We start from the raw sequence: 20,263 nt of genomic DNA on the forward strand, positions 1-20,263 counted from the left end.
ATGCCTCAGGTATGGAAGGTAAAAACAATCCTCAACGTAGCGTTTACTACGCCTGCGGTTGTTTTTACCTTCCGCCTGGCACTCGAACTACTCTGAACAGCCCTAATAAATTTAGACAAGGAAACCCAATGCCCCACATCATCAAGGCCGGACTGGTCGGCGTGACCGGCTACACCGGCATGGAACTGGCCCGGCTCATGACCCACCACTCCTCCATGGAGCTGGTGCGCGTCACCTCCAGAAAGGAGGCGGGCAAAAAACTCGCCGACATCTACCCGTTCCTGAACCGGCTGCCGCTGGGCGATCTCGTCATCACCCGGCCCGACCCGGCGGACCTGGCCGAGTGCGACGTGGTCTTCCTGGCCGTTCCGCACAAGACCGCCATGGAAATCGCCGCCCTGCTGCTGGACGAAGGCGTCAAGGTGGTGGACCTGTCCGCGGACTTCCGCATCAACGACAAGGCCACCTATGAGAAGTGGTACGACGTGGAGCACACCCGGTCCGAACTGCTCTCCGAGGCGGTCTACGGGCTGCCCGAACTCTACCTCGACCGGATCATGGGCGCGCGGCTCATCGCCAACCCCGGTTGCTACCCGACCTCGGCCATCCTCGGCCTGGCCCCGGCGCTGTCCGGCAGCCTGGTGGAGACCGGCGACATCGTGGTGGACGCCAAGTCCGGCGCATCCGGCGCAGGGCGCGGCGCCAAGGTGGGCACCCTGTTCTGCGAGGTGGCCGACAACTTCCGCGCCTACGGGTTGCCCACCCACCGGCACACCCCGGAGATCGAGCAGGAAGTGTCCAAGCTGGCGGGCGCGGACGTCACCGTGTCCTTCAACACCCACCTGCTGCCCATCGACCGGGGCATCCTGTCCACCATCTACACCAAGCTCAAGGCGGACGCGGACCTCGACGCGATCCACGCGGCCTATACCGAGTTCTACGCGGACAAGCCCATGGTGCGCGTGCTGCCCAAGGGCCAGCTGCCGGAGACGAGATACGTGCGCGGCACGGTCTTCTGCGACATCGGCCTGGTGGTCGACCCCCGGACCGGACGGTTGATCATCCTGTCCGCCATCGACAACCTCTGCCGGGGCGCGTCCGGACAGGCGCTCATGAACGCCAACCTCATCTGCGGCCTGGACATTGACGAGGGGCTGCCCATGGCTCCCCTCATGCCCTAGCCCAGGCTGTTGAAAAACGGCGATCTGCGGCGTTGCTTCAAAAAGTTCAAACCCTTGCGTACGAGGAGTACGCTTCGGCCTTGAACTTTTTTCGCGCCTTGCATCTCACCTTTTTTGAACAGCCTGGATGATTGACTGGCTCAACAGCCAGTCTCCGGGATTCAAAACAAAAAAATAACGGCCTTCCTCGTGGAAGGCCTTTTCTTTTTCGTGAGAATGGTTATCATGTGATTTGAATGAAAACCGCCATCTACACGGAGGATGCACATATGGATTTCAAGGAAATTCTCGAAAAGCGGAGGGCCATCAACTTCTTTGATCCCGACCGCGACGTCCCGGAAGACCTGCTGCGCGCGGTCATCGAGGACGCGGCCAAGGCCCCGTCGAGCTTCAACCTCCAGCCGTGGAAGCTCAAGGTGGTGCGCAACCCCGAACGCAGGGCGGCCCTGCGGGCCGTTGCCTGGGACCAGCCCAAGGTGTCCGAGGCACCGGTGGTGCTCATCGTGCTGGCCGACCGCGAAGGCTGGAAGGAAGGCAACGACACCCTTGAGAAGCACTTCAAGAACAACCTTGTGCCCGAACAGCGCGACTGGTTCATCAACGCCACGACCGGGCTCTACGGACAAAGCCCGGAGTTCATCCAGGCCTTTGCCAACAAGAACGCCGGGCTGTTCGCCATGTCGCTGATGTACGCCGCGTCCAACCACGGGCTGCACACGCATCCCATGGACGGCTTCGACCTTGAAGGCGTGCGCAGGGAGTTCAACATTCCGGACAACTACTGGATACCCATGCTCATCGCCGTGGGCCACCTCAAGCCGGGTGCGGAGATCGCGCCCAAGGCGTGGCGGCAGTCCGTGGATGAGATCATCCTGGATTAGGCGGTCGTTGAAAAACGGCGACCTGAAAGATACACAAAAAAGGCCGGTTGGAAATCCAACCGGCCTTTTCCTTTTTATCCTAGATACTACCCGAGCTTCAAGCCGTTGGGGCACGCCTTGTCCGGCACGGCCAGGACCACGCCGTCCTCGCGATAGAAACCGGTGACCAGGCACTCGGACCTCATCGGCCCGATCTGCTTGGGCGGGAAATTGACCACCGCGACCACCTGCCTGCCCACCAACTCGTCGAGCTCGTAGAGCTTGGTGATCTGGGCGCTGGATTTGCGCTCCCCGATCTCCTCGCCGAAATCCACCCAGACCTTGTAGGCCGGGACGCGCGCCTCGGGAAACTCCTCGGCCCGGACAATGGTGCCCACGCGCAATTCCACCCGCTCGAATTCACTCCACTCTATTGTTTCCATGCCCGTTCTCCTTGAGTAACGACCAATTACCAAGAAATGCCTCCGGCGGCCAGAGGGGAAACTTTTGAAAAAGTTTCCCCTCTGGACTCCCCTTCAAAACTTTTTATCGCGCCTTCGGCGGGGTAACCCCACATATCCTTTTTACAATATGAACTTCACAGCATGGCCCGCCGCCAGACACCCCGGCCCGCGCGAATGCGCAAATAAAAAGTTTGGAAAAAGGAGGGGATGAGGGTCCGGGGGAAGGGGAGGGAAAGACCTTCTCAAAGGTTTTTCCCTCCCCTTCCCCCGGCCGCCGGAGGCATTCCCTCCCTCATTTGCGCACGGCATAGGCCGACCGTCTGCCGACCAGCGCCGCCAGGGCCAGGATGCCCAGCACAAAGACCAGGGTCAGGTGGACCCAGTCGATGGCCAGGACCGCTGTCGGATGCAGGGTCACGTCGGGCAGGTTGCGATAGACGCGGAATGCCCCGGACACAACCAGCCCGGCGATCACTACAGCGCGGGCCATGCCCAGCCCGGTCAGGGCGAGCTTGCCGCGCCATGCCAGGAACCAGTTGGCCGCCACAAGGCCGAGCAAAAGCAGGAACAGGGCGGCCAGGACATAGTGCAGCCGATGCACGAAGTAGAAATCACCGGTCCAGGCCATGCCGGGCAGATCGGTCAGGTAATAGCGCCGGGCCAGGGGCATCTGCAGCAGCCCGGTGAACGCCAGGGAACCCACCAGCAGGATGAACAGCCGGGATATCCAGCGGGAATACGGTCTAGCTTTCATCGTCGCCCTCCTTGCCCATCAGCTTCGCGCCCAGGCCGAGGAACCCGGCGGCAATGCCCGCGATCGGGGCCAGCAGCGTGGCCGTGGCCAGGTTGGTCTCGTCGGCCATGACGTCCTCGACCGGGCCCATATGCGGCTTGCCGGGTCCGAGCCCCTTGCCCACCGGCTTGTTCAGCGGGTGCTTGTCGATGACCGCGTTGATGCGATCAAACGGCACGGGCGAAACATAGAGGGTATTCGTGCCGCCGTTCTCGTCCAGGCCGTAGATGAACCCGTTCATCTCCTTGGCCAGCCGCCTGGCCTCGGCCACGATCTCATGGCGCGGCCCGATGGTCTGCACGTTCTCCGGGCAGACCTCGATGCAGGCGGGCAGCTCGCCCTTTTCCAGCTTCTGGTAGCAGCGGTCGCACTTGTACATGACCCCGTTGCCCGCGAATCGCGGCAAAAGGTCCTTGTACAGTCCCACGCCCGATTGGCGTTGCGGGATGTTCCACGGGCAGACCGTGCGGCACTTGGCCCCGCCCAGGCAGAGGTCGTCGTGAATGCGGGTGATGCCGTTCAAGTCCTTGCCGGCCGCGCCGAAGGGGCACATGTTGGCGCAGGGCGGGTTCTGGCAGTGCATGCAGCGGCGGGGGATGTTGATGTCAAAGGATTCGCCCTTGTACTCCACCTCGGCGTTCTGGATGAACAACCAGTTGTAGGGGGTCAGGCGGTCGTCGATGTCGCGCTTGTCTGACCAGTCCTCGGGCCTGGCGCGCTTGGCCGGAGACATGGCCGCAAACGGCTTTTCAGGCTCCGGAAGCTTTTCGGCGTTGGACTCGCGGCAGGCGCTGACGCACTCGCCGCAGCCGATACATTTGGAAAGGTCGAGCAGCGTCGCCAGCTCGCCGTCCGAAGGCCCGGGGACGCGCGGCTCGCCAACGGCCGCCGCCGAGGCGGGAATAAGCATCCCGGCCCCGCCCACGCCCATGGCCTTGAGGAAACCACGCCGACTGACGTTCCCGGACCCCTTCTTCGTTTTACCCATGATGGCTGACCACCTCATTGTAAAATGATTTCCGCGTCCGGCCCTTCCCACCGGCGCGCCAACATACCCTATAGGGGTATATTTCGCGTTGTCAAGACCGCCGAAGCCGACGCACCCGGATTACAAGGGAAGTGAAAACAACCTGTACCGACCGGAAAATAGCGGCTTAACCAGTTGGAATAAATGAACTTGACCATCAACACGCATTCTGCCTGTTTGACATATGCCTCGATATCGGTATAAATATGCCTTCTGAATTGCCGAGTCCACCCTTCGGTGACCGCATCTGCCGCATGGACCGGCCGTCACCCGGCGGCCTCCGGCTCCACGCCCCGGACAGAATTTCATTCTGCACCCGCCATGAGCGGGCGACTTGGCATTTGACTCCAAACGAGGAACGCTATGCCCATTGACAAAAAATACATCACCGACAAGAATGCCCAGCTCATCATTGAAGGCAAGACCTTCGAGCTGCCCATCATCATCGGCTCGGAGAACGAGCACGCCGTCGACATCTCCTGCCTGCGCAACGAAACCGGATACATCACCTATGATCCGGGCTACGCCAACACAGGCTCCTGTTCCAGTTCGATCACCTTCGTCGACGGCGAAAACGGCATCCTGCGCTACCGAGGCTACCCCATCGAGGACCTGGCGGCCCACGCGACCTTCATCGAGACCGCCTACCTGCTCATCTTCGGGGAGCTGCCCACCCGCGCCGAACGCCAGGAACTGCGCGACATCCTGAGCGAGCAGGAGCTGCTCCACGAAGGACTGCGCCACCACTTCGAGGGCTTCCCGTCCAACGGCCACCCCATGGCCATCCTGTCCGCCGTGGTCAACGCGCTGGGCCCCTATCATCCCGACCTGCTGGAAATCACCTCCAAGGAGGACTTCCTGCGCGCGGCCGCCAAGATCATCTCCAAGGTCCGCACCATCGCGGCATGGGCCTTCCGCAAGGCCCAGGGGTTGCCCTTCGTCTACCCGGACCCGAAGCTCTCCTACTGCCGCAACTTCCTGCACATGATGCACTCCATCCCGTACAAGCAGTTCGAGCCCACCGACGCCCAGGTCCGCGCCCTGTCGCTCTTTTTCCTGCTGCACGCGGACCACGAGCAGAACTGCTCCTGCTCCACCGTGCGCATGGTGCAGTCCACTGAGGCCAACCTGTTCGCCTCGGTTTCGGCCGGCATCTGCGCCCTGTGGGGCCGTCTGCATGGCGGCGCCAACGCGGGCGTCATCGAGATGCTGCAGAACATCCACGACGGAGACCTGTCCATCCAGGAGTGCCTCGAACGGGTCAAGAAGAAGGAATTCCGTCTCATGGGCTTCGGCCACCGCATCTACAAATCCTTCGACCCGCGCGCCAAGATACTGCGCCAGGCCGCCCACGACATGCTCGCATCCACGGGCAACGACGATCCCCTGCTGGACATCGCCCTGGAGCTGGCCGACGCGGCCATGAGCGACGAATACTTCACTGAGCGCAAGCTCTATCCCAACGTGGACTTCTACTCCGGCATCATCCTGCGCGCGCTGGGCATCCCGGTGAACATGTTCCCGGTGATGTTCGCCATCGGCCGCATGCCCGGCTGGATCGCCCACTGGAACGAAGCCAACATGGACGAGGCGGGCCGCATCCACCGCCCGCGCCAGATCTACACCGGCAACAAGCCGCGCAAGTACATCCCGTTGGATTCGCGGCTCTAGGGCGGGCCGAACCGCCATGCCCGTCTATTCCCGTACGCACGGCGTATTCAGTTGGAATGAGTTGATCACCTCCGACCTGGATTCGGCCAGGGAGTTCTATGGAAACCTGCTCGGCTGGACCTTCATGGAGTCACAAACGATCCACGGTCAGCCCTATTTCGTAGCCCTCAAAGACGAAACCCTGATCGCGGGTCTCATGACCAGGGAAGGAAACGTCCCCGACGACACGCCTCTGTGCTGGGACCCCTATATCACCGTGGACGACATTGACGAGTCGGCCCGGCGAGTGGCCGAACTCGGCGGGACGGTGGAGCTTCCCCCCACCGACATTCCCAATGTCGGTCGTTTCTGCGTCGTTCGCGATCCCCAGGGGGTATCGCTGAACCTCGTCGCCTACTTGGACAAAGCCGCGGAATGAGCAGCGCAATAAAACAAATCGCCTGCGTGGCGTCCGATACGGAACAGGCGCGGGAAGGGCTCGCCCTTCTCGCCGAACGGTATCCGCTTGCGGACATCGAAGAGGCCGACGCCCTGGTGGTGCTCGGCGGCGACGGGTTCATGCTCCAGGCCGTGCACGACCACATGGATGCCGGGCTGCCCTTTTACGGCATGAACCGGGGCACCATCGGCTTCCTGCTCAACCGGTTCGATCCGGACAACCTGCTCCGACGCCTCAACGCGGCCCAGCGCCACACCCTGAACCCGCTGGTCATGACCGCCACCGACGTGGACGGCCGGACCTCCTCGGCCCTGGCCTTCAACGAGGTGGCGCTGTTGCGCTACTCCCAGCAGTCCGCCAACATCCGGGTGCTCATCAACGGCAGGCAGCGGCTGGACCGGCTGATCTGCGACGGCATCATGGTGGCCACCCCGGCGGGTTCGACGGCCTACAACCTGTCCGCCCGGGGACCGATCATCCCCATGGGCTCCAACGTCCTCGCCCTGACTCCGGTCAGCCCGTTCCGCCCCCGGCGGTGGCAGGGCGCGCTCCTGCCCCACTCGGCGGTGGTCGAGTTCGAAATCCTCGACGCGGACCGCCGTCCCGTGGGCGCGGCTGCCGACTCCTTCGAGGTCCGCGACGTCCGCCGCGTCAGGGTGGTCGAGGACCACTCAAGGCCCGCACACATCCTGTTCGACCCCGACCATTCCCTGGAGGAACGGATATTCAACGAGCAATTCGTGCATTAGGGCGACCAAGCAATCATTGTACAATTCGGGCAGAAAGGTATACTGTGCCCCGATTTCAACACAAATTTCATATTCCGGCCCCACTTAATCATTCATCCGGCCGGGATGCACACATTCATCACAGGTAGACATGGAAAACGACACCAAAAACACTGAACACGAGGAAACCCAGGCCGAGACCGGCCTGCCGGCGATCACCATCGACACGCTGCCCGGCAGCATGCGCCAGGCATGTGAACGGGCCGGTTGGGACAAGCTCATGCCGGTCCAGGAGCGGGCGATGCCGTATCTGCTCAAGGGCCAGGACGTCATGGTCCAGGCGCGTACCGGCTCCGGCAAGACCGGCGCCTTCGTGCTCCCGCTGATCGAAAAACTCGACCCGCGCAGCTCCAAGTGCCAGGCCCTGGTCATGGTCCCCACCCGGGAACTCGCCCAGCAGGTGGCGCAGGATGCCCTCACCCTGGCAGGCGACGACTCCATCAAGGTGGTCTCCGTCTACGGCGGCGTGGGCTACAAGCAGCAGCTCGACGCCTTCCGCGACGGCGTCCAGCTGGTGGTCGGCACCCCCGGCCGCATCCTGGACCACCTCATGCGCCGCAACCTGGTGCTCGACGACCTCAAGGTCCTCATCTTCGACGAGGCGGACCGCATGCTGTCCGTGGGCTTCTATCCGGACATGGTGGAAGTGAAGCGGTACCTGCCGCGCAAACTGGCCGGCTCGTTCATGTTCTCGGCCACCTTCCCCCCGAGCGTGCTGCGACTGGCCGAAGAGTTCATGTACCAGCCCAAATTCCTGAGCCTCTCCTCCGACGAGAACGACATCTCGGCCATTGCCCACCAGTTCGTGGAGGTCCCGGCCATGGGCAAGGAGCGCAAGCTCATCAAGCTCATCGAGTTGGAGAACCCGTCGTCCGCCCTCATTTTCTGCAACACCAAACGCAACGTGGAATTCACCGCCGCCCTGCTCTCCCAGTTCGGGTTCGACGCCGAGGGACTGACCTCGGACCTCAACCAGAACAAGCGCGAAAAGCTCATGGCCCAGGCCAAGGAGGGCAAGCTCCGCTTCCTGGTGGCCACGGACGTCGCCGCACGCGGCATCGATATCCCGGAACTCTCCCACGTGTTCATGATGGAACCGCCCGAGGACCCGGAGTCCTACGTGCACCGCGCGGGCCGCACCGGTCGCGCCGGAGCCTCCGGCACGGCCATCACCATGGTGGACGTCATCCAGAAGATGGAACTGGAACGCATCGCCGCCCGGTTCAAGATCAGCTTCGAGGAGATCAAGGACCCGACCGACGAGGACGTGACCGCCATCATCGAGGAACGGATGACCGCCATCCTGGAGAAACAGTTCCGCAAGCTGACCAACATCCAGAAGGAGCGCGTGGCCCGGTTCCTGCCCCTGGCCCGAAAATACGGCGAGGACCAGGACACCCTGGCCCTGGTCGCCATGCTCCTGGACGAGATTTACCAGCCCACCCTGCACGGCAAGCCCGCCGAACCCGAATCCAAGCCCGACTCCAAACGCCGGGAACACACTTCCGGCGACCGCAAGCCCGACCGCAAGGCCCGCGAACCCAGGGACTCCAGGCCAGCGCGCGAACCTCGCGAACCCAGGGAGCCCAAGGCCCCTCGTGAGCCGCGTGAGCCCAGGGAGGCCAAACCGGCACGCGAACCGCGCGAACCCCGGGAACCCCGCGCGGCCAAGCCCCCCAGGGAACCCCGTGAGCCTCGCGAGCCGAGGGAGCCGAGGGACAGACGCAGCGAGCCGAAGCCGGAAACCAAGCCGGAAGCCAAGCTCGCCCGCGAGCCCCGCGACGAGCAGGCCAAGCAGGACGGCGACAAGCCCAGGCCCCGCCCCAGGCGGCGCAGGCGGCGCAGGAAGCCCTCCGGCAGCTAGGCAGTGGCCGCAAACACACTGATTCTCGGATTGGCCGCAGGTTACCATCATGGTGACGTGCGGCCGTTTCTTCTTTCCCTTGAGCGCACCGGGTACGCGGGCCGGACCGTCCTGTTCGTGTCCGACACCACCAGGGACCTCGACAGGATGCGCGCCCAAGGGGCCGGGATCATCCCCCTCCACAGGCCCGCGCATCTCGAAGACGTCCCGTACAACGGGCTGCGCTATTTCCTGTACCGGGATTATCTCAACGCGGCCCCGCACACCTTTTCGCGCATCCTCATAACCGACGTGCGCGACGTGCTCTTCCAACGCGATCCCTTCGACTTCCCGTGGCCGGACGGCCTGAACTGCGTGCTGGAAGACCGTGGGGCCACCGTGGGCTCCTGCCCGTTCAACGCCCACTGGGTCCGGGAACACCTTGGGGCCGACGCACTCGCGGCCATCGCCGACAAGCCCGTGTCCTGCTCCGGCACCACCGTGGCCGACCAGGCATCCATGCTCCGCTACCTGGACCGGATGACCGCCCTGCTCGACCCGCCCACCACCGGCGAACGCATGGCAGGGTACGACCAGGGCATCCACAACCATCTCATCCACACCGGGAAGGTCAAGGCCACCCTGCACGACAACACGGGCCCGGTCCTCACCCTGGCCCAGACCCGGGGCGAACCCCGCCTGGATGCGGCGGGGCGTATCCTCAACGAGGCCGGGGAACCGGCGCACCTCGTCCACCAGTACGACCGCAAGCCAGAGCTGTTCAAACGGATACGGGACGAATTGGCCACGCCCAGCTCCTGAGAACCGCTCTCATCATCTCTCTTTATTTTTCTCCCGAAAAAAGCGGAATCTTGTGGGCTCGAACCCATGACACGTGCAGCAAGCGTTCAAAGGATTGAGCCGCCCGCCGGGCGCGGTTGTTCCCGCCGTTCAAATGTCCTCCTCATGCCCGAAAAAGAAGCACCGAATACGACTGTTTCAGCGAAGTGAACCGCGAAAAACGCTCTCTTTTATCAAGCCTAAAAGCGCCTTGAAGAACACTAATTTAGATCATTCTTTGACAGGGGCAATAACTTTCGTTAGTCTTATCTCGATTTGGCGATCAAAAAGCTATCCGACGTTACTTTTTCCAAATGCATATTTCTGTCAACAAAAGAAGATACTACTTTCTTTTCGTTACATTGATTACAATTTAATAACAGTAAAATAGACTGTAATTACTATTGTAACATTATTTTTTTACATTAAATTTACGTTTTACAACAACACAATAATGCAGTTACCCACAAAGTGCCACATCCGATCCGAAAACTCGCCCGTCCACGGCGAGCCGCGGGTCACCCGCCCCTGTGGGCTGCGTGATCGCGTCCCCCTTCGCTAGCTCCCCCGCCTCTCTCACCAATTTCGTTTCTTACCGCTCCCTTCCAGTGAATGGATTGGAGTCTGTCGTCACATATATCGGAGAAATAATGGGTACCATCCGCGTCGAAAACCTGTACAAAATATTCGGGAACAAACCCCGGAAGGCCTTGGGAATGCTCAAGGAAGGACATGACAAGCAGTCCGTCCTCGACTCCACCGGCATGACCGTCGGCGTCAACAATGCGTCCTTCACCATCCAGTCCGGCGAAATCTTCGTCATCATGGGGCTGTCCGGATCGGGCAAGTCCACCATCGTCCGGCTGCTCAACCGTCTCATCGAGCCCACGGCGGGCCGCGTCATCGTTGACGGCCATGACGTCACGGCCATGAGCAGCGACGAGCTGGTCAAGTTCCGGCTGTTCAACATGAGCATGGTCTTCCAGTCTTTCGCCCTCATGCCCCACCTGACCGTGCTGGACAACGCGGCCTTCGGGCTGGAACTGGCCGGCGAAGACAAGGAAAAGCGCCATGAGCGGGCGCGCGAGGCCCTGGCCCAGGTCGGGCTTGCCGGATGGGAAGACCAGTATCCGGACCAACTCAGCGGCGGCATGCAGCAACGCGTCGGCCTGGCGCGTGGCCTGGCCGTGGACCCGGAAATCCTGCTCATGGACGAGGCGTTCTCCGCACTCGACCCGCTCATCCGCACAGAAATGCAGGATGAACTGCTGAAACTCCAGGAAGAGCAGCAGCGGACCATCGTCTTCATCTCCCACGACCTGGACGAGGCCCTGCGAATCGGCGACCGCATCGCCATCATGGAAGGCGGCAACGTGGTCCAGGTGGGCACGCCCGACGAAATCCTGCAGAACCCGGCCAACGACTATGTTCGGGCCTTTTTCCGAGGCGTGGACCCGACCAACGTCATCAGCGCCGGAGACATCGTGCGCGACTCCCACCCGACCATCGTGGTCACCAAGAAAGGCAGCCTGCGCGCGGCCCACGAGATCCTCAGCGGCAGCGAGCGGGAGCATGGATATGCCCTCGACGCCAAGCACCGCTTCCTGGGCATCATTTCTTCCGAGGGCGTCCGGGACGCCATCGAGGAAGGACTGCCCGACAAAACGCTCAGCGAGGTGTTCCTCGAAGATGGCGAACCCGTGAATTTCGACGAATCCATGCAGGACATCCTGCCCATGGTCGCATCCAGCCCCTGGCCCGTGCCGGTGGTTGACGCCAACGGCGTCTACAAGGGCGTGGTCTCAAAAAACCGGTTCCTGCGCACACTCCAACGCACCGAAGAAACCATAAACGGCGAAGGAGACATATAGCCATGTTCGACGAAGTACTTATCCCCCTCGACCGATGGGTTTCGGTTTTTATCGAGTGGCTGGTGGATAACCACCGAGAGGTCTTCCAGACCATGAAGTGGCCCGTGGAAAAGATGCTCAACGGCTTCGAGCAGGGGCTGAACGCCGTGCACCCGGCCATCATCATCGCGGTGATCTGCCTGGCCGCATGGAAATTCTCCGGCAAACGGCTGGCCGTTTTCTCCCTGGCCTCCACCGTCGTGGTCGGCTTGCTCGGCCTGTGGGAGGACACCATGATCACCCTGGCCATGGTCCTGTCCTCGGTCATCATCTGCACCCTGCTGGGGGTTCCGCTCGGCATCATGGCCGGACGCAGCGACCGCTTCGAGGCGGGATTGCGACCGGTGCTCGACGCCATGCAGACCACCCCGGCCTTCGTCTACCTCGTGCCCATCGTCATGCTTTTTTCCGTGGGCAACGTGGCCGGCGTGCTGGCGACCATCATCTTCGCCCTGCCGCCCATCATCAGGCTGACCAGCCTGGGCATACGCGGAGTGCATCCCGAACTGGTGGAAGCGGCCCAGGCCTTCGGGGCCACCCGCTGGCAGGTGCTGACCAAGGTCCAGATTCCCCTGGCCATGCCCACCATCCTGGCCGGGCTCAACCAGACCATCATGATGGCCCTGTCCATGGTCGTCATCGCCGCGCTCATCGGCGCGGGGGGACTCGGCTCCCCCGTCATCCTCGGCTTGAACACCCTGGACATCGGGCGGGCGGTCGTCGGCGGCGTGGGCATCGTGCTCATGGCCATCGTCCTGGACCGCATCACCCAGTCCATGGCTAAAAGAAAATAAACAAGAATCCTAGGAGGTTACATGAAACTTATGAAACTGACCCTGACCGCCCTGTTCGCGGTCCTCATCGCCGCGTCCGCAATGGCAATGGACATGAAACCCGGCAAGGACGTCACTGTCCGGCCCGCACGCGCAACCTGGAACACCGGCTTCTTCCAGGAAGCCCTGGCCCGGCGCGGACTGGAAGAACTGGGCTACGACGTCCAGAAACCCAAGGACCTGCAGAATCCCATCGCCTACAAGTCCATCTACCTGGGCGACATCGATTACTGGTGCAACGGCAACTTCCCGCTGCACGACCCCCAGCTTCCCAAGAACTTCGAGAAAAACGGCGTGATCCTCGACCCGATCATCACGGCGGGCGGCATGCAGGGCTACCTCGTGTCCAAGAAGGAAGTGGAGAAGTACAACATCAAGTCCCTGGACGACTTCAAACGTCCCGAGGTGGTCAAGGCCTTCGACCTCAACGGCGACGGCAAAGCCGATCTGACCGCCTGCCCTCCGGGCTGGGGTTGTGAAAAGGTCATCGCCAAACACATGGAAACCTACAAGCTCGACGACTACATCAAGCCCAACAAGGCTTCCTACGAAGCGGGCATGGCCTCGACCCTGGGCGCCTTCAAGTCCGGCAAGCCGGCCTTCTTCTATACCTGGACGCCCAACTGGACCGTGTTCAAGTTCAAGCCCGGCCAGGACGTGATGTGGATCAACGTCCCCGAAGAGGGTGACACCGAAGGCACCGTGTCCGGTGTGGAAGGCGCAGTCTCCGATCCCCTGCGCCCGGGCTTCGTGGTCTACGACATTACCGTTGTGGCCAACAGGAAATTCCTGGAAAAGAACCCGGCAGCTGCCAAATTCCTGGAAAACTTCAAGCTGACCATCGGCGACGTCAGCGCCCAGAACACCCGCATGAACGAAGGCGAGAAGTCCGACAAGGACATCGCCAAACATGTGGACGAATGGATCGCCGCCAATCAGGACACCTGGAACGGCTGGCTCGACGCGGCCCGCAAGGCTGCCATGTAGGTTCACCGCTCCCCTGTTCGACAAACCCGATCGAGAGGCCTGGAGGTATCCCCTTCCAGGCCTCTTCCCTGTCCGGGCTACGGGGAAAACAGGTTGAGGCCAGGCCGACATTGTGTCCGAACCGACTTGATGACCGGATTGGAAACGGATAGCATATGTCCCGCGACGGGCCGCGAGGCTGTCGGGAAAGAAATGAACCGGCGGCGCCGCAGCGGAATTTTCAACGGCGTGCACTGGTCGGGACCTCCCGGTCTTCCGCCGGAGCGGAAGAGGGGGACAATCCCATGAAACGCTGCATCATCAAAGACACCACCTAAAGGAGAACCATCATGGCGACCAAGGAAGAACGGCGGGAAAAAGTCATTGAAGTGCTGAACAAGGCCCGGTCCATGGAACTGCAGGCGATCCATCAGTACATGAACCAGCATTACAATCTGGACGACATGGACTACGGCGAACTGGCCGCCTCCATGAAGCTCATCGCCATCGACGAGATGCGCCACGCCGAGGCCTTTGCCGAACGCGTCAAGGAGCTGGGCGGCGAGCCCACCACGGAACTGGCCGGTCCCATCGAAAAGCGGCAGGACATCAAGACCATCTTCCCCTTTGACGCCAACGAGGAAGATACCGCCATCGACGCCTACAACCAGTTCCTGCTGGTCTGCCGCGACAACGGCGATTCCATCAGCGTCAAGCTCTTCGAAGAAATCATCAACGACGAGCAGGAGCACTTCAACTACTTCGACGCCATCAAGGACCACATCGAAAATCTCGGCGAGAACTATCTCTCAAGGATCGCCGGGACCCCCTCTTCCACGGGACTGGCTCCGCAGGGATTCGTCATCACCGGCAAATAATCGAACACCTGAAAAGGGGACTGCCGCAATTACCGGCAGTCCCCTTTTCCTTTTCCCCGGTATCACCGGGCGGTCACGACCGCCGCACCATCTCCACGAAACTGTAGAGCTCATCGGCCAGATCCGCGACCTGGCTCGTGGCCGAGGCCGTCTTTTCCATCTCCGCCGAAATCGTCACCGTGAGCGAGTTGACGCTGTCTGTTGATCGCGTGATCTCCTCCGTGGTCACGGACTGTTCTTCCGCTGCGGCGGCAATGGTCCGGATGCCGTCAGACGCCATGTGGACCGACTGCAGGATGCCCTGCAGGACCTCGCCCGACCCGCCGGCCGTTTCGCTGACCGCCACGATCGCCTCGAGGGCCTCCCCGGTGGCCCGGGAACTGCGCTTGCTGCTCTCCTGGATGGCGGAGATGTTGCCGCCCACGTCCCTGGTCGCAAGCATGGTCTTCTCGGCCAGCTTGCGGACCTCGTCGGCGACCACGGCAAAGCCGCGCCCGGCCTCGCCCGCCCGGGCCGCCTCGATGGCGGCGTTCAGGGCCAGCAGGTTGGTCTGGTCGGCGATATCGGTGATGATCTCCATGATGTTGCCTATTTCACTCGTGTAACCGGCCAGTTCGGTCATGTTGCGCTGCAGGTCCTCGCTGTTGTCCTTGACCTTCCTGATGCCCCCGATGACCCCCTGCAGGGAGCTGACGCCGGCCTCGGCCTCCTTGGTGGCCTGGTGCGCCTCGGTGGAGGCGTTTTCCGCGTTGCCGGCAATGGAAATGGCCGTGGCGCTCATCTGCGTGATGGCCGTGGCCGTTTCCCCGAACTGGTCCCGCTGCTCGCCGACGGCTTTGTGAATCTGGATGATCCGCTTGCTCAGCTCGCCCGAGGCCTCTTTCAGGGCCTGGGCCATTTCCTCCAGCTTTTCCGCCGCGTTCAGAATGTTCTGCCGCTGCGCCTCGGCCTTGCCCGCCGTTTCCTCGGCCAGCCGCTCCGCCTCCTGGGCCACCTCGGCTTCCTTCTCGGCGTCCAGGGCCTTCTGCCGGGCCTCGGCCATGGCCTCCTCGGCCTGCTCGGCCATGACGTTCATGGCGGCGCCCAACCGGCCGATCTCGTCCTGGCCCCTGACCGCGAAACGCAAGGACAGATCCCCGCCGGACAGGCCGCCCGCGAATTCCACGAGCCGCTTCACCGGGGAGATGATGGACCGGCTCATGACGAAGCTCAGGACCAGCGTGACCAGGGCGATGATGGACGAATAGAGAATCATGTTGCGGCTGACCGCCGCCCCCTGCCTGCGGGCCTGAGCCCGCCTGGCGGTCATGCTCTCCACTTCATGCTGCTTCAGTTCGATCAGGCGGCTGTTGAGCTGCTTGTAATACTGCTCCGCCGTGGACAGGGAGGCAAAGGCGACATCGGTGTCGAAGGTCACGGCGGTGATGACCTGCAGCATGAGCTGCTTGTACTCGACGTAGTCCCGGAGGATAGTCTCATACAGGGGGTAGCGCGGGTCGCCCTCAAGCCCGGACAGGATGGTCCGTATGTTGTCCTCGATGGAATCGAGAAACGGCGGGAGCGGATTGACAGCCGCCTCGATCTCCTCGTCCGGGAACCCGACATTGGCCATGTTCAGGGCGTTGTAGGCGTCGATGTTGATGGACTTGATGTCATCGATGAGATTGGTTGAGGTCTGGTAGCTCCGGAAGCTCTCGGAAAAGATCGAATCGATCACGGTTTCCTGTTTTTCCAGCCCCATGAAAGCGGATATCGAAAGAAACGACAGCAATACGATGGTCAGCAGGCTGAACAGCATCAGCTTGGTGCCTATCTTCATGCTACAGAAGAAATGCCACATTTATGCTCCCTCCGGCTCGTGAGGAGTTGCATGAGCCGGGCGCAGGCGGTCGGCCTGCGCCCGGCGATGATGGTGAGGATTCAGCTACTTGTACACGCCGCAGGCGACGATGAGATCGCCGACCTTCTTGGCGTAGGTCGTCTTCTCGGCCAGCTTTCCGGTGGCGGGGTTCTTGTACCAGTAGTCGGTCCAACCCGCGCCGTCGTCAACCGCCGAATCCACGATGTCCTTGCGGAAGAGCTTGCCCTTCACGTCGGGAAGCTTCTCGTAGTTGCGGCCGATGAGCTTGGTCTTGAAATGGGCGACCATGTTGTAGCCGGTGTCGTATGCAAAGGCATACAGGGGTGCGAATTCCTTGAAGGCGCTCTGATCCGCGGGCTTGCAGAGTTCGGCGATGGTGGCGTCCTTTCCGTTGGCCGCGTAGAATGCGGCCACAGCGTCCACGACCTTGACGGCCTGGTCCTTATCGGCGGCCAGGGCCGCGCCGGACAGGAGCATGGAAAGGCACAGGATCGTTGCAATACATAACTTTTTCACGTCTACCTCCAACCACAGCGCCCCATGGCGTTGTCCATATCAGGACGCTGTATGACAAGTTAGTGTACCGCAACATGGCCGTCACATAGCAGACATCATTTGGGGCGTAAACCGGCACCCAGACTTTTTTGCCCCTTCCGGGGTTCCCACGGCATCTTCCCGCCCGGTCCGCGTTTCCATACCCCTTTACGGGATGGTGCATGCAGTGTAGTGGGGTCCTTCAAAGAACTCCGCAAACAGGATTGACGTCCATGGGACCCGAGATTCGCAACATCGCCTGCGTGGCCGCCGACACTCCCAAAGCCCGGGAGCGGCTGGCCATCATACAAGACCGCTACCCGCTGGTAGACATCCATCAGGCCGACGCCCTGGTGGCGCTCGGGGGCGACGGGTTCATGCTCCAGACCGTGCACGAGCACGGGAAAGCGGGCATCCCCATCTACGGGATGAACTGCGGCTCCATCGGATTCCTGCTCAACCGGTTCAATCCCGAAGACCTTCTGGCGCAACTCAATTCGGCCCAGACCCACATCCTGCACCCCCTGGCCATGACCGCGACCACCATCGACGGCGAACGGGTTTCCGCCCTTGCCTACAACGAAGTCTCCATGATCCGCCATTCCCAGCAGTCGGCCAACATCCGCGTGTTCGTCAACGGCAGGGAGCGGTTGGACAATCTCGTCTGCGACGGCATCCTGATCGCCACCCCGGCGGGCAGCACGGCCTACAACCTGTCCGCCAGGGGGCCCATCATCCCCCTGGGGTCCAACGTGCTCGCCCTGACCCCGATCAGCCCGTTCCGCCCCCGCAGGTGGAACGGCGCCCTGCTGCCGCACTCGGCCGTGGTCGAATTCGAAGTCCTCACGCCCCAGAAGCGGCCCGTCAACGCATCGGCCGACTTCCTCGAAATCCGCGACGTGGTCCACATCCTGATCCGGGAGGACCTCTCCAATCCGGCACACCTGCTCTTTGCTCACGACCACTCTCTCGAAGAGCGCATATTCAACGAGCAGTTCATTCACTGATACCCCCTTCCGGAAAACAGGACCCGCAAGACATCCCGATATGCAGACACGTGAAACGACTCGTTCCCGAACCGGGGATTTCCGCATCCTGGCAGCCATCCTGGCGGGCGGGCTGTTCTCCGCGCTCGGCGTCGGGCTGTTCTCGTTCACCATACCGCTGGTCAGCATGGACGAACGGATCAGCGGCGCGTGGCTCGGAAGCGCGTTTGCGGCATACTATCTGGCCAAGCTCATCGTCTCGCCGCTGTCCGGCATGGCCGCCGACCGGTTCGGACCCCGCCCGGTCCTTTTGCTCGGCATGTGCGCGGGCTGCCTCATCCCGCCGCTCTATTTCCTCCTGCCCGGCCTCAAGACCCTCTACGCCATCCAGATCGCCATGGGGCTCGTCTCGGGACTCATCCGCCCGGTGGGCATGGCCACGCTGGGGAGCGCCGCCGCCGGGACGAACCTGACCCGATGGTTCGCCGCCCAGTCCGCCCTGTTCAGCCTGGCCGCGTTCGCCGGTCCCATCGTGGGCAGCCTGCTGTACTTCAACCGTTCCATGGCCCCCGTGCTCATCGGCCTCGCCGCATGCATGGGAGCGGCCCTGCTGGCAACGCTCTTCCTGCTGCCCGGAAAAACCGTCACCCACCGCCGGGATACTGTCGAGCCGCCCGCGCCCGACTACTGCTCCAAGGAAAAGACCACCGCCCTGCTCCTGGCCATCGGGGGACGGACCCTGGGCATCGGCCTGCTGACCGCTTTCTATCCCATCCTGCTCGTCGACACCCTCGGCCGACACGGCCCGACCGTCGCCGCGACCTATGCGGTGCCGGGCCTGGCCACCTTCCTGGGCCTCTCCCTGTCAGGCCGCTTCTCCACCAGGAAACCGGACCTGGACCGGGTGGTCTTCGGCATGCTGCTCAGCGCGGGCTCCCTGTTCGTCCTGGGCTCCTGCACCCAGCTCTGGCAGTTCGTCACCTTCGGGGCCATCATGGGCGGCGGCGCCGCCCTGTCCATACCGGCCTCCATGGCCCTGGCCTCCTCCTACGCCCGGCGGCAGGGCGCGGTCTTCGGGGCGGCCAACTTCGCCTCGGGCGTCGGCTTTCTGCTGGGCCCCCTGCTGGGCGGACTGATCGTGCAACACTACCACTCCCCGCTGCCCGCCATGCAGACGGCGGCAGCCCTGGGAGGGTTGGCCTGCCTGCCGCTGGTGACCATAACCCTCAGGGAACACTTTCACTGGGGCACGGCTCTCTCCAGAAGCGCCACCGGCATCTGCTCGGTCACGCTCCTGGTCATCATGGCCGTCTGCCTCTCCCCCAGGACCGACATCGAATCGCCGGGCAAGGGCCTGTACCGATTCACGGACGTGGCCATGGGCACCATCGTCAATCTGACCCTTGAGGCGAAAAGCCGGGGAGCGGCCGCCGTCGCCGCCAGGAAGACCATGTCGGCCATGCGGGCCCTGCAGCAGGATTTCGACCACCGCAACCTGGACGGGTCCATCGGGCGCATCAACCGCAACGCCGGGTTGTCCTGGATCAAGCCCACGCCGAGGGCCTTCGCCCTGCTGGAGCGGACCCTCGAATACAGCGACCGGAGCGGGGGCGTGTTCGATCCGACCATCGGGGCCCTGACCACATCGCCGCTGTACTATGCCCTGGACAAGACCCTGGCCCACGCCAAGTCGGGCCTGGTGGACTACCGGCTGGTCCTGGTCGATCGTCCCGGCAAACGCGTCCGGCTGAAAAAGAAGGGCATGGCCCTGGACCTCGGCGGCATCGCCAAGGGCACCATCGTGGACGCGGGCGTCGCCTTCCTGCGCAAGCAGGGGATACCCTCGGGCATTGTCGAGGCGGGCGGCGATTTCTACTGTTTCGGGGACAGGGATTGGACCGTGGGCATCCGCCACCCGCGCAACTCCGCCTCTCTCCAGACCATCTCCGTCAGGGAGAAGGGCGTGTGCGGCTCCGGGGACTACCAGCAGTTCGTGACCACCGAGGAAAACGGGAAACCCGTCAAGCGCCACCACATCATCAACCCCGCCACCATGGAATCCGCCCAGGAATCCATCGGGGTGACGGTCATCGCCGACTCGGCGGAAAAGGCGGACGTGCTGGCCACCACCCTGTTCATCATGGGCCCGACGCAGGGAACCGGCTTCCTCGCCGAGCACTCGCCCGACAGCGCGGCCATCTGGTTCCTGCCCGACCACACCGCAGCCATAACGGACAATTTTCCCCACTGACCGAAAAACACCTGTTTCGGTATCCTATTTGCTAGGCCACAGATGACACGGAATCTATTCCTTGAAACAAAAACGTTTTATTACAGTCAGTTGACGCAACAGCGAACAAAGAGCCCCTGTTTCAGGGCTGGTCAATGA

General features: G+C 62.4%; 18 protein-coding genes. 13 read left to right on the forward strand and 5 right to left on the reverse strand.

Going from position 1 to position 20,263, the window contains the following annotated elements:
* Positions 1 to 128 precede the first annotated feature (128 nt).
* Together argC and OO730_RS04570 are read left to right on the forward strand one after the other, a co-directional pair.
* Positions 129 to 1,181, forward strand: a complete 1,053-nt coding sequence (gene argC / locus OO730_RS04565; RefSeq protein WP_264983398.1) for an N-acetyl-gamma-glutamyl-phosphate reductase — start codon at positions 129 to 131, stop codon at positions 1,179 to 1,181.
* 269 nt (positions 1,182 to 1,450) lie between these two features.
* Positions 1,451 to 2,062, forward strand: a complete 612-nt coding sequence (locus OO730_RS04570) for a nitroreductase family protein (RefSeq protein ID WP_264983399.1) — start codon at positions 1,451 to 1,453, stop codon at positions 2,060 to 2,062.
* Between the two features lie 86 nt (positions 2,063 to 2,148).
* Here OO730_RS04570 and OO730_RS04575 read toward each other — a convergent pair whose 3' ends face one another.
* From OO730_RS04575 to OO730_RS04585, 3 genes are all read right to left on the reverse strand, one after another.
* Complete coding sequence (locus tag OO730_RS04575; protein WP_264983400.1) at positions 2,149 to 2,484, reverse strand: tRNA-binding protein; 336 nt, start codon at positions 2,482 to 2,484, stop codon at positions 2,149 to 2,151.
* A 313-nt stretch (positions 2,485 to 2,797) separates the two neighbouring features.
* Entirely contained in the window at positions 2,798 to 3,259 is a 462-nt protein-coding gene (locus tag OO730_RS04580) for a 4Fe-4S ferredoxin (protein WP_264983401.1), read from the reverse strand.
* Positions 3,249 to 4,286: a 4Fe-4S dicluster domain-containing protein gene (locus OO730_RS04585; RefSeq protein ID WP_264983402.1), complete on the reverse strand. Its 1,038-nt coding sequence runs from the start codon at positions 4,284 to 4,286 to the stop codon at positions 3,249 to 3,251. Before OO730_RS04585 ends, OO730_RS04580 begins: the two co-directional genes overlap by 11 nt.
* Before the next feature lie 402 nt (positions 4,287 to 4,688).
* Between OO730_RS04585 and OO730_RS04590 the strand changes: the two genes are divergently transcribed.
* From OO730_RS04590 to OO730_RS04630, 9 genes are all read left to right on the forward strand, one after another.
* Positions 4,689 to 5,996 (forward strand): citrate synthase, encoded by a 1,308-nt coding sequence (locus OO730_RS04590; RefSeq protein WP_264983403.1) that lies wholly within the window; start codon positions 4,689 to 4,691, stop codon positions 5,994 to 5,996.
* 16 nt (positions 5,997 to 6,012) lie between these two features.
* Positions 6,013 to 6,414: a VOC family protein gene (locus OO730_RS04595; protein ID WP_264983404.1), complete on the forward strand. Its 402-nt coding sequence runs from the start codon at positions 6,013 to 6,015 to the stop codon at positions 6,412 to 6,414.
* On the forward strand, positions 6,411 to 7,184 hold the full coding sequence (locus tag OO730_RS04600; RefSeq protein ID WP_264983405.1) for an NAD kinase: 774 nt from the start codon (positions 6,411 to 6,413) through the stop codon (positions 7,182 to 7,184). The genes OO730_RS04595 and OO730_RS04600 overlap by 4 nt, the downstream gene beginning before the upstream one ends.
* A 130-nt stretch (positions 7,185 to 7,314) precedes the next feature.
* On the forward strand, positions 7,315 to 9,087 hold the full coding sequence (locus OO730_RS04605) for a DEAD/DEAH box helicase (protein ID WP_264983406.1): 1,773 nt from the start codon (positions 7,315 to 7,317) through the stop codon (positions 9,085 to 9,087).
* Positions 9,088 to 9,090: 3 nt separating this feature from the next.
* Positions 9,091 to 9,888, forward strand: a complete 798-nt coding sequence (locus tag OO730_RS04610; protein WP_264983407.1) for a hypothetical protein — start codon at positions 9,091 to 9,093, stop codon at positions 9,886 to 9,888.
* 668 nt (positions 9,889 to 10,556) lie between these two features.
* Positions 10,557 to 11,777 (forward strand): glycine betaine/L-proline ABC transporter ATP-binding protein ProV, encoded by a 1,221-nt coding sequence (gene proV / locus OO730_RS04615; protein ID WP_264983408.1) that lies wholly within the window; start codon positions 10,557 to 10,559, stop codon positions 11,775 to 11,777.
* 2 nt (positions 11,778 to 11,779) lie between these two features.
* Entirely contained in the window at positions 11,780 to 12,610 is an 831-nt protein-coding gene (locus tag OO730_RS04620) for an ABC transporter permease (protein WP_264983409.1), read from the forward strand.
* 21 nt (positions 12,611 to 12,631) lie between these two features.
* A complete protein-coding gene (proX, locus tag OO730_RS04625; RefSeq protein ID WP_264983410.1) occupies positions 12,632 to 13,636 on the forward strand; it encodes a glycine betaine/L-proline ABC transporter substrate-binding protein ProX in 1,005 nt (334 codons plus the stop codon).
* A gap of 329 nt (positions 13,637 to 13,965) precedes the next feature.
* Positions 13,966 to 14,493: a bacterioferritin gene (locus OO730_RS04630; RefSeq protein ID WP_264983411.1), complete on the forward strand. Its 528-nt coding sequence runs from the start codon at positions 13,966 to 13,968 to the stop codon at positions 14,491 to 14,493.
* A gap of 73 nt (positions 14,494 to 14,566) precedes the next feature.
* Here OO730_RS04630 and OO730_RS04635 read toward each other — a convergent pair whose 3' ends face one another.
* The gene (locus OO730_RS04635) at positions 14,567 to 16,333 is read right to left on the reverse strand and encodes a methyl-accepting chemotaxis protein (RefSeq protein WP_264983412.1); all 1,767 of its coding nucleotides are present in this window, start codon (positions 16,331 to 16,333) and stop codon (positions 14,567 to 14,569) included.
* Positions 16,334 to 16,417: 84 nt separating this feature from the next.
* Complete coding sequence (locus OO730_RS04640) at positions 16,418 to 16,870, reverse strand: cache domain-containing protein (RefSeq protein ID WP_264983413.1); 453 nt, start codon at positions 16,868 to 16,870, stop codon at positions 16,418 to 16,420.
* Positions 16,871 to 17,121: 251 nt separating this feature from the next.
* Between OO730_RS04640 and OO730_RS04645 the strand changes: the two genes are divergently transcribed.
* Both OO730_RS04645 and OO730_RS04650 read left to right on the forward strand, forming a co-directional pair.
* Positions 17,122 to 17,895 carry an NAD kinase gene (locus OO730_RS04645; RefSeq protein WP_264983414.1) on the forward strand — a complete coding sequence of 258 codons (774 nt, stop codon included), beginning with the start codon at positions 17,122 to 17,124 and terminating at the stop codon, positions 17,893 to 17,895.
* A gap of 40 nt (positions 17,896 to 17,935) precedes the next feature.
* Positions 17,936 to 20,125, forward strand: a complete 2,190-nt coding sequence (locus tag OO730_RS04650; protein WP_264983415.1) for an MFS transporter — start codon at positions 17,936 to 17,938, stop codon at positions 20,123 to 20,125.
* Positions 20,126 to 20,263 lie beyond the last annotated feature (138 nt).

It is taken from the genome of Pseudodesulfovibrio portus (assembly GCF_026000375.1).
GTDB lineage: Bacteria > Desulfobacterota > Desulfovibrionia > Desulfovibrionales > Desulfovibrionaceae > Pseudodesulfovibrio > Pseudodesulfovibrio portus.

Bases quoted from the DNA above. Each gene is read 5' to 3' on its own strand.
- argC (WP_264983398.1), top strand. From the start codon at position 129: ATGCCCCACATCATCAAGGCCGGACTGGTCGGCGTGACCGGCTACACC.
- OO730_RS04570 (WP_264983399.1), top strand. From the start codon at position 1,451: ATGGATTTCAAGGAAATTCTCGAAAAGCGGAGGGCCATCAACTTCTTT.
- OO730_RS04575 (WP_264983400.1), bottom strand. From the start codon at position 2,484: ATGGAAACAATAGAGTGGAGTGAATTCGAGCGGGTGGAATTGCGCGTG.
- OO730_RS04580 (WP_264983401.1), bottom strand. From the start codon at position 3,259: ATGAAAGCTAGACCGTATTCCCGCTGGATATCCCGGCTGTTCATCCTG.
- OO730_RS04585 (WP_264983402.1), bottom strand. From the start codon at position 4,286: ATGGGTAAAACGAAGAAGGGGTCCGGGAACGTCAGTCGGCGTGGTTTC.
- OO730_RS04590 (WP_264983403.1), top strand. From the start codon at position 4,689: ATGCCCATTGACAAAAAATACATCACCGACAAGAATGCCCAGCTCATC.
- OO730_RS04595 (WP_264983404.1), top strand. From the start codon at position 6,013: ATGCCCGTCTATTCCCGTACGCACGGCGTATTCAGTTGGAATGAGTTG.
- OO730_RS04600 (WP_264983405.1), top strand. From the start codon at position 6,411: ATGAGCAGCGCAATAAAACAAATCGCCTGCGTGGCGTCCGATACGGAA.
- OO730_RS04605 (WP_264983406.1), top strand. From the start codon at position 7,315: ATGGAAAACGACACCAAAAACACTGAACACGAGGAAACCCAGGCCGAG.
- proV (WP_264983408.1), top strand. From the start codon at position 10,557: ATGGGTACCATCCGCGTCGAAAACCTGTACAAAATATTCGGGAACAAA.
- OO730_RS04620 (WP_264983409.1), top strand. From the start codon at position 11,780: ATGTTCGACGAAGTACTTATCCCCCTCGACCGATGGGTTTCGGTTTTT.
- proX (WP_264983410.1), top strand. From the start codon at position 12,632: ATGAAACTTATGAAACTGACCCTGACCGCCCTGTTCGCGGTCCTCATC.
- OO730_RS04630 (WP_264983411.1), top strand. From the start codon at position 13,966: ATGGCGACCAAGGAAGAACGGCGGGAAAAAGTCATTGAAGTGCTGAAC.
- OO730_RS04635 (WP_264983412.1), bottom strand. From the start codon at position 16,333: ATGTGGCATTTCTTCTGTAGCATGAAGATAGGCACCAAGCTGATGCTG.
- OO730_RS04645 (WP_264983414.1), top strand. From the start codon at position 17,122: ATGGGACCCGAGATTCGCAACATCGCCTGCGTGGCCGCCGACACTCCC.
- OO730_RS04650 (WP_264983415.1), top strand. From the start codon at position 17,936: ATGCAGACACGTGAAACGACTCGTTCCCGAACCGGGGATTTCCGCATC.